Below are 12,382 nucleotides of genomic sequence, written 5' to 3'. Positions count from 1 at the left end.
TTTGTCTTTTGACCCCTTGAATCAATCTGGAGAAACAACATGCCTGAAGCCTATATCGTCGAAGCCGTCCGCACCGCAGGCGGGCGCCGCAACGGCCGCCTGTCCGGCTGGCATCCGGTCGACCTGGCCGCACAGGTGATCGACGCGCTGGTCGCGCGCACGGGAGCCGACCCCGCGCTCGTGGAAGACGTCATCATGGGTTGCGTGATGCAGGGCGGCGAGCAGGCGGTGAACGTCGCGCGCAACGCCGTGCTGGCCTCGCGCCTGCCCGAGTCGGTGCCGGGCACCTCGGTCGATCGCCAATGCGGCTCGTCGCAGCAAGCGCTGCAATTCGCGGCGCAGGCCGTGATGTCGGGAACCCAGGACGTGGTGATCGCCGCCGGCGTGGAAAGCATGACGCGCGTGCCCATGGGCATGACCGTTGCGCTGGCAGCGAAGGCCGGGCTGGGCAACTATATGAGCCCCGCCATGAAGGCGCGCTATGGCAACGTCGAGTTCAGCCAGTTCACCGGCGCCGAGATGATCGCCAGGAACTACGGCCTGGAGAAGGAAGCGCTTGACCGCTATGCGCTGCAGAGCCATCAACGCGCCATTGCGGCGACCCGCGCGGGCGCCTTCGAGCGAGAGATCCTGCCTGTGTCCGTTCGCATGGCCGATGGCACCGAGCCCGGCGAGATGCACACGGCGGACGAAGGCATCCGCTATGAGGCGACGCTGGAGAGCATTGCCAGCGTCAAGCTTATCGCCGAAGGCGGCCGCTGCACGGCCGCGACGGCCAGCCAGATCTGCGATGGCGCCAGCGGCGTGATGGTGGTCAACGAACGCGGCCTCAAGGCGCTGGGCGTGAAGCCGCTGGCACGCATCCACCACCTGAGCGTGATGGGGCATGACCCGGTGATCATGCTGGAGGCGCCGATTCCCGCCACGCAGCGCGCGTTGCAGAAGGCCGGCCTGAAGATCGATGACATCGACCTGTTCGAGGTCAACGAAGCCTTTGCGCCGGTGCCGCTCGCATGGCTGCAGGTCACGGGCGCCGACCCGGAGCGGCTCAACGTGAACGGCGGCGCGATTGCGCTGGGGCACCCGCTCGGCGCGTCCGGCACCAAGCTCATGACGACGCTGGTGCATGCGCTCGGCCAGCGCGGCAAGCGCTACGGCTTGCAGACCATGTGCGAGGGCGGCGGCATGGCCAACGTCACCATCATCGAACGCCTCTGAAATCTGTCGAGAATCGACGCGATGCGGCGTTGCAAATGCTCGCCATACTGCCTGTATGGCTGTGCTTTGCGCCTTGCCTCGCGCCGATTTCGACAGATTTGACTTGCGCGTGGTTTGAAGAGGGAGATGCTTGTGCGCGATGAGTCGAAGCGGGTCGTGGATGGGCTGCAAGCGTTCGCGGCCACGCTGGTGCCTGGCGGCGCGGCGGTGCGTGACGTGCGCCGCTTGTCCGGCGGGGCAAGCCAACAGACCTGGGCTTTTGAAGTCGATGCGGGCGCGCAGACTTGGCCTCTCATCTTGCGCCGCGCAGCCGACGCCACGGGCGAACGCGCCATGGGGTCGGCGGGCCTCGCGGCCGAGGCGCAGCTCATCGAGGTCGCACGTGCTGGCGGCGTGCCGGTTCCCGGCGTGCGCCACGTCCTGCGCGCGTCCGATGGCCTGGGCGATGGCTTCATCATGGATCGCATCGAAGGCGAGACGCTGGGCCGTCGCATCGTGCGCGAGGCCCGCCTCACCGACGCGCGCCACGTGCTGGCTTACCAATGCGGCGCGGCGCTGGCGCGCATCCATCGACTGCCCGTCAATGGTCTCCCGCCGTTGCGACGCGCCGACGCATGCGCCGAACTGGACTTTCAGATCGAGATCCACCGAGGCCATGGCACGCCGCGCCCGGTGTTCGAGATCGCCTTCCAGTGGCTGCGCGCGCATGCACCGGCGGACATGGACATGCCGGCGCTCGTGCACGGCGACTACCGCAACGGCAACCTCATCGTCGGCGAAGAGGGACTGCGCGCCGTGCTCGATTGGGAACTGGCGCACCTCGGCGATCCGATGGAAGACCTGGGCTGGATGTGCGTGCGCTCCTGGCGCTTCGGCAACGGCCAGCTTCCGGTGGGCGGATTCGGCACGCGCGAGCAACTATTGGAAGGCTATGCCAGCGAAGGCGGCGTCGTCGATGTCGACCGCGTGCGCTGGTGGGAAGTCATGGGCTCGCTGAAGTGGGGCGTCATCTGCGGGACGATGCTGCAGGCCTGGCGCAGCGGACGCGAGCGCGACGTCGAGAAGGCCGTGATCGGCCGGCGCGCATCGGAGGCTGAATCGGACCTGCTGGCGCTGCTGGCGCCGGAAGGAGAAGCGTGATGCAAGACCCACCCGCCGCCGCCGAATTGATCGAGGCCGTCGCCGCCTTCCTGCGCGAGCAGGTAGTGACGTCCACAGGTGGCGCCGCCGTGCCCTTCCATGCGCGCGTGGCCGCCAACGCACTCGACATCGTGCAGCGCGAACTGAGTCTGGCGCCCGAGGCCAACGCACGCGAGAGGGTCCGCCTGCGCGCCTTGCTCGGCGCGGACATGCCCGCGGATTTGGCCGAGGCCAACCGCCTGCTCTGCGCGCGAATTGCATCGGGCGCCATGACCCTGGCCACGCCCGGCCTCGCCGAGCACCTGCGCCAGACCGCACGCGACAAGCTGGCCATCGACCAGCCCGGCTACGACAACAACGACAAACGCTGAGAAGAGACAAAAGATGGACTTCGACCTGCCCCCCGACCTCGTCGCGTACTTGGCCGAGCTCGACGACTTCATCGACCGCGAGATCGCACCGCTGCAGGCGCAGGACGACAACGAGCGCTTCTTCGACCATCGCCGCGAATGGGCCCGCACCGACTTTGACAACGGCGGCCTGCCGCGCCCCGAATGGGAGGCGCTGCTGGCCGAGGCACGCCGGCGCGCCGACCGGGCCGGCCACCTGCGCTTCGGCCTGCCGGCGGAATTCGGCGGGCGCAATGGCAGCAATCTGTGGATGGCCGTCATCCGCGAGCACTTTGCCGCGCGCGGGCTGGGCCTGCACAACGACCTGCAGAACGAGCATTCCATCGTCGCCAACAACCCCTTCGTGCTGGCCATCCGCGACCTCTGCTCGCCAGCGCATCGCGACGAACTGATCCCGGGCATGCTGGAGGAGCGCGTGCGCCTGACCTTCGGCCTGACCGAGCCGCAGCATGGATCGGATGCCACGCACATGGAGACGCGCGCCGTGCCCGAGGTGCGCAACGGCCAGCCCGGCTTTCGCATCGACGGCGAGAAGATGTGGACCACCGGCATGCACACCGCCACGCACTGCGTGCTGTTCGCGCGCACCAGCGGTCGCGACGGCGAGGCCCGCGGCATCAGCGCATTCCTGGTGCCGGCGCATGCCGAAGGCGTGAAGATCGAGGAGTACCTCTGGACCTTCAACATGCCGACCGATCATCCGCGCGTGAGCTTCACCAAGGTGTGGGTTCCGGATTCGGCGGTGCTCGGCAAGCTCGACGGCGGCCTGGCGCTGGCCCAGCATTTCGTGCACGAGAACCGCATCCGGCAGGCCGCATCGAGCCTTGGCGCGGCCGACTACTGCGTGCGCGAAAGCGTCAAGTACGCGCGCGAGCGCAAGCCCTTCGGCGAGCAACTGGCGCGCAACCAGGGCATCCAGTTCCCGCTGGTCGAACTGGCCACGCAGATCGAGATGCTGCGCCTCCTGATCCGCAAGACCGCCTGGCAGATGGACCAGATGCCCAAGCCCGAGGTGGAGAAACGGCTGTCCGACAAGGTCTCGATGTGCAACTACCAGGCCAACCGCCTGTGTTGCGAGGCGGCGGACCGGGCGATGCAGGTGCACGGCGGGCTCGGCTATTCCCGCCACAAGCCATTCGAGCACATCTACCGCCACCACCGTCGCTACCGCATCACCGAGGGGTCGGAAGAGATCCAGATGCGCAAGGTAGCCGGGCACCTGTTCGGCTACATGGGGGCCGGCAAGCATTGAACCCGGCCCCGATGCACCTCCGGGGAAGCAATCCTATGACTTGAAGAACGCCAGCAAGTCCGGATTGATGATCTCCGGATGCGTCGCGCACATCCCGTGCGGCAGGCCGGGGTAGATCTTCAGCGTGGCGTTCTTCAGCAGTTTGGCCGACAACAGCGCGGCATCCTCGTACGGCACGATCTGGTCGTCGTCGCCGTGCATGACCAGCATCGGCACGTCGATCTTCTTCAGGTCCTCGGTGAAGTCGGTCTCCGAGAAGGCCTTCACGCATTCGTAGTGGGCCAGGATCGATCCCATCATTCCCTGGAACCACCAATGGTCGCGGATGCCTTGGGAGATCTTCGCGCCGGGCCGGTTGTAGCCATAGAAGGGCAGCGTGAAGTCGCGATAGATCTCGGCGCGGTTGGCCGCGACGCCGGCACGGATGCCATCGAACACCTCGATCGGCAGGCCACCGGGGTTGGAGGCGGTCTTGAGCATGAGCGGCGGCACCGCGCCGATCAGCACGCCCTTGGCCACGCGCTTGGTGCCATGCCGGCCGAGGTAGCGCGCCACCTCGCCACCGCCCGTCGAATGGCCGACGTGGATCGCGTCCTTGAGGTTCAGTGCCTCCGTCAGTGCGGCCAGGTCGTCTGCATAGGTGTCCATCTCGTTGCCGCCCGATGTCTGGCTGGACCGCCCGTGGCCGCGCCGGTCGTGCGCGATCACGCGATAGCCTTGCTGGAGGAAATACAGCATCTGCCCGTCCCAGTCGTCTGCCGACAACGGCCAGCCATGCGAGAAGACGATGGGCTGCCCGGTGCCCCAATCCTTGTAGTAGATCTGGGTCCCGTCCTCGGTCGTGATCGTGCTCATCTGTGCGTCCTTGGGAAATGGTTGAGTTTTGGAAACTGGCATGTGCCGTTGCGGCACGCCGAGCTTGAAGCAAAACGCGTTCCCGTGCAGGTGTCACGGTTCCGGCGCAGTCGACCGCCGCCAATGCGATGTCTCCGCAGTCGCCATCGTGTCCGTCGCCGCCCGGCCTGCCGCGTAGCATGGCCGCTCTCAGTCGGCGCCAACCACCCCATCATGGACAAGCAAAAATTTCCCACCGGCCTGATGCACGCCATCGGCTTTACCGAACTCCTTCACAGCAATGCCGAAGTCGGCATGGCCCGCGTGCGCTTCAACGCCCGACCCGAGTTCGCCCACACCAACGGCACCGTGGTTCAGGGCGGCATCATCACCGCCTGGCTCGACTGCTCGATGGCCTTTGCGGTGATGTCGCGCGAACCCGATGCCGGGCTCGCAAGCCTGGAACTCAAGGTGACCTTCCTCGAACGCGTCGACGTGTCGACCTTCGAGGTCGAGGCGCGCGTCCTGCGCTGGGGCCGCAGCGTGGTGTTCCTCGAGGCCGACCTGTTCGCGCAAGACGGCCGGCTGTGCGCGCGGGCGTCTTCGACGGGGAAACTGGTGCGGGCCAAGGGTTGAGGCGTGTCGAGAACGTCGTCATTGCCCTGATAGCATTCCGTCGCGCCGACGAGCGCACCCCGCTTTCAAGGGCACGGGTCCATCACACAGGGAGAGTACTCAATGGTTTCGACAGTTCTGGTCAGTCCGCCAGATTTCGCGGATGCAGATATCGTCCTGGACGAGAGTGACACACGAGATGTCCTGGCCTTTTTCTGGCCGTCACGCGCTGATTCAATCGCCAGGCTCGCCGCCAACACTGAAGCCCGGCGCTTCGCTCAACGTATCCTGGTCGCGGCAATCGACGCCTCCTATGCCATGGGGTACATGGAGTCGTTGCTGCAAACCGTAGCCATGCCAAGCAAGGGCTTGGCCAAGACAGGTCGAAAACTCGCGCAGAGGTTCGCCAGGCAGTGGTTCAAGCACGCAACAAGGAAAGACCTGGAGCAGGTCAGGATCTACGAGTCCGTGTGTGTCGAAGTGGCCCGGCAATACCGTACCCAGTTTGAGTTGCTCGGCGATGGCCTGGTCAGCGGACGCAAGCTTCCCCCGTTCTACCTTGCGCGAGGAACGGTTGGCGTCATGGTGCGGGCTTGAGCCGTCGAATTGCCGTCCGATGGAGCATCGCCGTGGCGTTGCTCGCTGGCGGCGCAGCGTTGGGTCTGTTCGCTCATTCCGTTTTGAAGCGAGACGCCATGCAGTTGCAGATCTGCCTGGAGGTGGAGCGCCCAATCCTCGCGTGGCCCTGCAGGCAGGCGCTCTACCGCCTTCACCCGACGGTCGCCGAGGTCCGCAAAATGAACCATTCGGCCGGTGCCCAATTCGTGGCGTTCATGGAGGACAAGGCCGAGGCGCAACGCCTCTTGAGCCACTACCTGAAGGCCGGGCTGGACATCGATGCGCAAGACCATCGCGACTCGAATGCTGCTGGTGAAAGCCGAAGCAATCCGCATTGGACCGCCTTGCACCTTGCCGCCATCGCGCTGGATGAAGACGCCGTTCGCCTGCTGCTCGACAACAAGGCGAATCCGGCCGTGAAGGATGACGCTGGCCGGACGCCGCTGGATCTCGCAAGGGCGGCAGAAGCGAAGCAGCAGACCGACAAGCGAAAGACAGCGGTCCTCGAACTGCTGGAGTCGGCCGAGTCCAGGCGCTGATACGGGGCCGCCGCTACCCCGGCCCCTCCGATTGCCGCGCCAGTTGCGCCCGCACATAGTCCACATGCTGCCGCAGCGTGTAGACCTTGTCCGAGAAGTCCAGCGGAAACTTGGACTGGACGATTTCCTTCTCGATATGGTCCAGCTGCGCCCGCGCATTGCGTCGTTCCTGGTCATCGAGCTGGCGTGACGCCAGGTCCGCCTCCAGGAACTTCAGCTCGCCATAGCGCCGGTAGATCTTGCTCTGCCGCCGCCACGAGACCATCGCAGGCAGCACGCGCGCCAGGGGCACCAGGATCGCGGCCAGCGGAACGAGCAACAACAGCAGCCGCTGCACATAGTTCGCCGCCCAGAAGGGCAGGTAGCTCTGCAGGAACGGGCGGCCGTTCTTGAAGTAGCGCTCCGCCTCGATCGACAGCGGAAAGTCGGTGCCCTCGGGGCTCGGGAAATCGTTGGGCCGATTGATCAAGGTGGGCAGCTTGTGCACCTGCTGCGCGGCCTCCAGCAACAGGTAGCTGAGGGCCGGATGCAACTCGTCGCGCACGACCAGGTTGGCAGTCGTCGCCAGCAGGTCGACGTCGTGCGGCGGCAGGTTGCGCCCGGGGTCGACCGAGCCGCGCTTGAGCACGACCGGGCGAAAGTAAGGGAAGCGACGCGCCAGCCCCTGCACATGCTCCAGCGAAGCCAGATGCATCGAACTGTCGGCCAGCAGCTTTTGCACGGCGGGCGCCTGCGGGGCGGAGATGATGATGGCAGCGTCGATCTGGTGGCGTGCGAGCATGTCGACCACGGCCAGGCCGCCGTCCTGGATGAAGGTCGTGCCGTCGGCCGTGGGCTGCGTTCCATCGGCGACCACGCCGTAGACCGACAGCAATTGCAGCGCCACCTTGTTGTTGCCGCTGCCGGGTACGCCGATGGCCGTGCGCTTGCCGGCCAGCGCGCCCAGGCCCTTGGACAGGTCCAGCGAGTGCGTGAATATCCAGACCGGCTCGTAGGCCACGGTGGCCAGTGATCGCAACGGCGTGGCGCTGGGCAACGCGTCGTAGTCGAGCGCCAGCAGCCCGGTGCCGCCCTGCACGAAACCGACCTGCACCTCGCCGTCGTTCAGCCGCTGCAGGTTCTCGACACCACCGCTGGACGTGCGCAATTCGAGTGCGATCCCGTTGGCCCGCAGGATCTCCTTGTAGTGCTCGCCGAAGTGGTGATAGGCACCGTCGGACACACCCGTGCTCATGACGAGCGTGCGCGGCGGCGCGGGGCTCACGAAGCGCACCACCGCCCAGATCAGGGCTGTCAGCACCGCAACCAGCACACCCCAGAACAGCAGGCGGTGGCGAATCGACATGGCTCGCATTCGAGACTCCTTCGGCGCGTAGTCTCCGCGAAGGCGAATGCAGTGTCGAGGCCTGCGAGCGGCCGGGCGTCGCTGCGGCCTGCCGTCGGCAGCTATCGCAGCTTGCCGTCCAGGTACGGCTGCGGATTCACCGCCACGCCCTGCTTGCGGATCTCGAAGTGCAGCTTCACGCGGTCCGTGCCGCTCTTGCCCATCTCGGCGATCTGCTGGCCCTGCCGCACTACCTGGTTCTCCTTCACCAGGGCCTTGTCGATGTGCGCGTAGGCGGAGATGTAGGTCTCGTTGTGCTTGATGATGATCATCGTGCCGTAGCCGCGAAGTGCGTTGCTGACGATCACGATGCGGCCATCGGCCGTGGCCAGGACCGGGTCGCCGAGTGCGCCGGCAATGTCGATGCCCTTGTTCTGCTTGCCGTTGAACTTGGCAATCGTCTCGCCCGCAGCGGGGCGGACGAAGGCCGGCTTGGCCGCTGGCGCTGCGGGGGCTGGAGGCGGGGGCGCGGCGGGGCCGCTCGTCCCGGGCGCGGGAGGGCTGCCCTTGGCGGGCGGCGGCGGGGTGGAGGAACAAGCGGCGAGGGCGGTGATTGTGAGGACGAGGAGCCCGCGTCGAAGCGATGGGAAAAGCGATGAGAAGGTCAGGAGGGCTGGAAAAGACATGGCTTGTTTGTATGTTGTTCGTCGCGCGACGTTCCCTGGAAAGTGGCATTCGCGCTGCTGCGAGCAGCGAAATATAGTGGTTCGCGTCCACCCGCCCGGCGCGACTACCTCTTCTTACCTGTTCGATCCGTGCCGCAGTTGGGGCTGGCGCTGCAACACTTCGGCCCGCGGCCCGGCATCGGCGATGCGGCCGGCCTCCATCAGCACCACGGTGTCGAAGTGGTCCAGCACGCTGAGCCGGTGGATCGACGCGATGAGGCATGCGTCGGGGAAAGCCGCACCGATCCGCTCCAGCACACGGGCCTCGGTGGCGGCGTCGAGCGCACTGGTGGGTTCGTCGAGCAGCAGCAGCGAACTGCCTTCAGCCGCGAGCACGCCGCGCGCCAGGCACAGGCGCTGCCGCTGCCCGCCGGAGAGGTTGAAGCCGCGCTCGGTCAGCGGCGTGTCGAGCGAGCCCTTCATCGCGACCAGCACCTCGTCGAAGGCGCTGGCATGCAAGGCGGCCTGCAACGCGGCCTCTTCGCAGGGCTCGCCGAAGGTGAGGTTCTCGCGCACGCTGGCCTCGAACACCTCGATCTCCTGCGGGATCAGCGTGGCCAGGCGGCGCAGCGCGGCCCAGTCCTGCACGTGGCCGTCGAGCCGCAGGCTGCCGTGCTGCGGCACGTAGAGTCCGGCCAGCACGCGCAGCAGCGTGCTCTTGCCGCCGCCGCTCGGGCCGACCAGCGCGATGCGCTCGCCGCGGTGCAGGGCCAGCGCCATGTCGCGCAAGCCGCCGCCGCGCGCGGCATCGGCATAGCCCCAGGCCAGGTTGTGGATGGCGATGCGCTGCCATGCGGCGCCACGCTCGATGGGGGTGTCGCTGCGGCCATCCGACGGGTCGCCCGGCGCGGCCCAGAGCGGGTCGGCGCTCAGGTAGTCGGTGTGCATGCGCGCGAAGTTCTGGAAGTTGGCCGCCATCGAGCCCACCACGGCCGCGGCCTGCTGGGCGTACTGGTAGATCATGAACACATTGCCCAGCTGCACCGCCTCGCCCGGTGCGCGCTCGTGCCATACGTAGATCAGCACCAGCGCCCAGGTCAGGCCGAGCCCCAGCAGTTCCACCGCGGCCCACTTGCCTTCGTTGAGCATCGCCGCGCGCTTGAGCGGCACCGACACCGCCGCCATGCGACGACGCAGCAACACGCGCGAAGCTGCCTGCAGCCGTAGGCCGATCACCGTCGACGCATTGCCGATGAAGTCGAGCAGCGCAGCGACATAGCGACGGTCCGCATCGTTCTCGGTGCGGGCCAGCTTCATCAAGGCGCGGTCGAAGCGCAGGATCACCAGCCCGATGAGCACATAGCCCACCAGCGCCAGCATGCCGCTGGCGCGCGACAGCAGCATCAGCGCCACCAGCGGCCCGACAAAGGTCACCGCGCTCGCGAGGTAGACGAACTGGTTCTGCGCGAAGTCGGACAGCGCGCGGCCGGCCTGGTGCACGCGGTGCTGCAACTCGCCGGAGTGGTGCGCGTCGTGCCAGGTCAGCGGCGCGGCGGCGATGCGGGCATAGAGCGTGTCGGCCAGCGTCTCGCGCACGCGCACGGCCACGTCGCGCTCCAGCACCCGGCCCGGCCCGTGCAGGCCCCACGAGACGAGGTAGACAAACACCAGCAGCAGGATCCAGCGCGTGGCCGTGCCGATCTCGCCTTGCTGCAAGGCATTGATGGCCTTGCCCGCCAGCCAGGGCATGGCCAGCCGGATCAGTTGCGATCCGCCGAGCAGCGACAGCGCGCCCACCAGCCGCCCACGGACGCCGGCTGCAAAGCGCCACAGGGCGCCATAGAGGACACGCAGAGGGTGTTGGCCGGGCGCAGGCATGGAGTGCTGCGCCGGTCGCGCGTTATTTCACCGGGATCGCCGTGCCGCGATCGACGGCGACGGCAGTGATGGCGTTCTTCGGCGAACCATCGATCAACAGGTCGGAGTAGGTGAGGTAGACCAACGCATTGCGCTTGGCATCCACCATGCGCACCACGCGCAGCCGCTTGAACATGATGGACAAGCGCTCGCTGTAGACCTCCTCGCGCTTGGGCAGCGCCTCCTTGAAGCTGATCGGCCCGACCTGGCGACAGGCGATCGAGGCCTCCGCCTTGTCCTCGGCCAGGCCCAGCGCGCCTGACACGCCGCCGGTCTTGGCGCGTGAGACATAGCAGGTGACGCCGTTGACCTTCGGGTCGTCATAGGCCTCGACCACGATCTTGTGGTCGGGGCCGATGAGCTTGAAGGCCGTATCGACATCGCCCACGGTCTCGGCGTGCGCGCCCGCGGCCACGCCCAGCAGCGAAGCGAGCGCCAGCGAAATCAGGGAAAGGGTTTTCATGTGTGTGACAGGCTTCGAACTCAAACTCAAACTCAAACGATATCGACGGTGTGCACCCGGTCGAAGTTGCCCTTGCGGCGATCCTCGAAGAAATGCTGCAGCGCCTCGCGTACGGTGCGAAAGGCGATTTCGTCCCAGGGGATTTCTTCTTCGGTGAACAACCTGGCCTCGATGGTCTCGTGACCCGGATTGAACTTGTCGCTCAGCAGCCTGGCGCGATAGAACAGGTGCACCTGCCCCACGCGCACCACGCTCATCACGGCGAACAGGCCCTGCATCTCGTACTCCGCGCCGGCTTCCTCGTCCGTTTCGCGGGCCGCGCCCTGGGCGGTGGTTTCGTCGAGTTCCATGAACCCGGCCGGCAAGGTCCACTTGCCCCAGCGCGGCTCGATGTTGCGTTTGCACAGCAACACCCGGTCCCCCAGCACCGGGATCGTGCCCACCACGTTCAGCGGGTTCTCGTAGTGGACGGTATTGCAGGCGGGGCACACCGCGCGCGGCTTGGTGTCGCCGTCATCCGGCAGGCGGTAGACGACGGCGGTGCCGCAGTTCTTGCAGTGTTTGATGGGGATGCGCGGGAACATGGATCGGCTAGTCGATCTTGACGGTGAGGGATGGCAGGCCGCCGATAGACCCGACCAGCGTGTCCCCGCTCACCACCGCGGCCACGCCTTCCGGCGTGCCCGAGAAGATCAGGTCGCCGGGCGCCAGTTCCCAGGCGGCCGACAGTTGCTCGATGGTCTCGGCAATGTTCCAGATCAACTTGCTCACATTGCTGCGCTGCCGGTCCGCGCCATTCACCTGCAGCGAGATCTCGGCGTTCTGCACGTCGCCGGCATCGGCCACCGGCACGATCGGGCCGATCGGCGCGCTTTGCTCGAAGGCCTTGCCGATCTCCCAGGGGCGGCCCTGCTTCTTCATCTCGCCTTGCAGGTCGCGCCGCGTCATGTCCAGGCCCACCGCATAGCCGTAGATGTGCTTCATCGCGTCGGCGGCGGGGATGTTCTTGCCGCCCGTGCCGATGGCCACGACCAGTTCGATCTCATGGTGCAGGCTCTTGGTCAAGGTCGGGTAGGCCGCGCTGCCCGTCTGGCCGCCTTCCACCACGACGATCGCATCGGCCGGCTTCATGAAGAAGAACGGCGGCTCGCGGCCGGTGAAGCCCATTTCCTTTGCATGCTCTTCGTAGTTGCGGCCCACGCAATAGATACGGTGCACCGGAAAACGCGCACCGCTGCCGACCACCGGGATCGACACGACAGGCGCAGGGGGGAATACGTACTCGGAAGCCATGGAATTTCGTCCTTCAACGCTGCAGGTTCAACAGGAAGCGGCAGTGTGCCAGAGGGCGCGGCCACTCGCCTCCCGATGGCCTTGGGCGCTATGC

14 protein-coding genes are annotated in these 12,382 nt (G+C 66.6%); 7 read left to right on the top strand and 7 right to left on the bottom strand.

The features are described 5' to 3' along the window. The first annotated feature begins 39 nt into the window (after window positions 1-39). The 4 genes from HCU76_RS06770 (at window position 40) to HCU76_RS06755 (ending at window position 4,020) form a co-directional block, all read left to right on the top strand. Window positions 40-1,218: an acetyl-CoA C-acetyltransferase gene (locus tag HCU76_RS06770; RefSeq protein ID WP_218508849.1), complete on the top strand. Its 1,179-nt coding sequence runs from the start codon at window positions 40-42 to the stop codon at window positions 1,216-1,218. A 126-nt stretch (window positions 1,219-1,344) separates the two neighbouring features. Then, window positions 1,345-2,358: a phosphotransferase family protein gene (locus HCU76_RS06765; RefSeq protein WP_218508848.1), complete on the top strand. Its 1,014-nt coding sequence runs from the start codon at window positions 1,345-1,347 to the stop codon at window positions 2,356-2,358. Continuing rightward, window positions 2,358-2,729: a DUF6285 domain-containing protein gene (locus tag HCU76_RS06760; protein WP_218508847.1), complete on the top strand. Its 372-nt coding sequence runs from the start codon at window positions 2,358-2,360 to the stop codon at window positions 2,727-2,729. Before HCU76_RS06765 ends, HCU76_RS06760 begins: the two co-directional genes overlap by 1 nt. Before the next feature lie 13 nt (window positions 2,730-2,742). Next, on the top strand, window positions 2,743-4,020 hold the full coding sequence (locus HCU76_RS06755; protein ID WP_218508846.1) for an acyl-CoA dehydrogenase family protein: 1,278 nt from the start codon (window positions 2,743-2,745) through the stop codon (window positions 4,018-4,020). A 33-nt stretch (window positions 4,021-4,053) separates the two neighbouring features. Here HCU76_RS06755 and HCU76_RS06750 read toward each other — a convergent pair whose 3' ends face one another. Continuing rightward, window positions 4,054-4,875 carry an alpha/beta fold hydrolase gene (locus tag HCU76_RS06750; protein WP_213957723.1) on the bottom strand — a complete coding sequence of 274 codons (822 nt, stop codon included), beginning with the start codon at window positions 4,873-4,875 and terminating at the stop codon, window positions 4,054-4,056. A gap of 213 nt (window positions 4,876-5,088) precedes the next feature. Between HCU76_RS06750 and HCU76_RS06745 the strand changes: the two genes are divergently transcribed. The 3 genes from HCU76_RS06745 (at window position 5,089) to HCU76_RS06735 (ending at window position 6,626) form a co-directional block, all read left to right on the top strand. Next, a complete protein-coding gene (locus tag HCU76_RS06745; RefSeq protein ID WP_213957724.1) occupies window positions 5,089-5,490 on the top strand; it encodes a PaaI family thioesterase in 402 nt (133 codons plus the stop codon). Between the two features lie 102 nt (window positions 5,491-5,592). Beyond that, entirely contained in the window at window positions 5,593-6,066 is a 474-nt protein-coding gene (locus tag HCU76_RS06740) for a hypothetical protein (protein WP_218508845.1), read from the top strand. Window positions 6,067-6,104: 38 nt separating this feature from the next. Beyond that, window positions 6,105-6,626 carry an ankyrin repeat domain-containing protein gene (locus HCU76_RS06735; protein WP_218508844.1) on the top strand — a complete coding sequence of 174 codons (522 nt, stop codon included), beginning with the start codon at window positions 6,105-6,107 and terminating at the stop codon, window positions 6,624-6,626. Between the two features lie 13 nt (window positions 6,627-6,639). Here the strand turns inward: HCU76_RS06735 and HCU76_RS06730 are convergent, their stop codons facing one another. The 6 genes from HCU76_RS06730 to HCU76_RS06705 form a co-directional block, all read right to left on the bottom strand. Further along, entirely contained in the window at window positions 6,640-7,971 is a 1,332-nt protein-coding gene (locus tag HCU76_RS06730; RefSeq protein WP_218508843.1) for a TAXI family TRAP transporter solute-binding subunit, read from the bottom strand. 101 nt (window positions 7,972-8,072) lie between these two features. Further along, window positions 8,073-8,636, bottom strand: coding sequence for a peptidoglycan DD-metalloendopeptidase family protein (locus HCU76_RS06725; protein WP_213957728.1), 564 nt, complete (start codon window positions 8,634-8,636; stop codon window positions 8,073-8,075). Window positions 8,637-8,750: 114 nt separating this feature from the next. Beyond that, window positions 8,751-10,493 carry an ABC transporter ATP-binding protein gene (locus tag HCU76_RS06720; protein ID WP_218508842.1) on the bottom strand — a complete coding sequence of 581 codons (1,743 nt, stop codon included), beginning with the start codon at window positions 10,491-10,493 and terminating at the stop codon, window positions 8,751-8,753. A 22-nt stretch (window positions 10,494-10,515) separates the two neighbouring features. Next, window positions 10,516-10,995, bottom strand: coding sequence for a CreA family protein (locus tag HCU76_RS06715; protein WP_213957730.1), 480 nt, complete (start codon window positions 10,993-10,995; stop codon window positions 10,516-10,518). Window positions 10,996-11,027: 32 nt separating this feature from the next. Then, window positions 11,028-11,579: an NUDIX hydrolase gene (locus HCU76_RS06710; protein ID WP_218508841.1), complete on the bottom strand. Its 552-nt coding sequence runs from the start codon at window positions 11,577-11,579 to the stop codon at window positions 11,028-11,030. A gap of 7 nt (window positions 11,580-11,586) precedes the next feature. After that, the gene (locus HCU76_RS06705; RefSeq protein WP_218508840.1) at window positions 11,587-12,288 is read right to left on the bottom strand and encodes a fumarylacetoacetate hydrolase family protein; all 702 of its coding nucleotides are present in this window, start codon (window positions 12,286-12,288) and stop codon (window positions 11,587-11,589) included. Between the last annotated feature and the right edge of the window lie 94 nt (window positions 12,289-12,382).

It is taken from the genome of Variovorax sp. dw_308 (assembly GCF_019207085.1).
Taxonomy (GTDB): Bacteria; Pseudomonadota; Gammaproteobacteria; order Burkholderiales; family Burkholderiaceae_C; genus Variovorax.
This window is presented reverse-complemented; position numbering and strand designations above follow the sequence as displayed.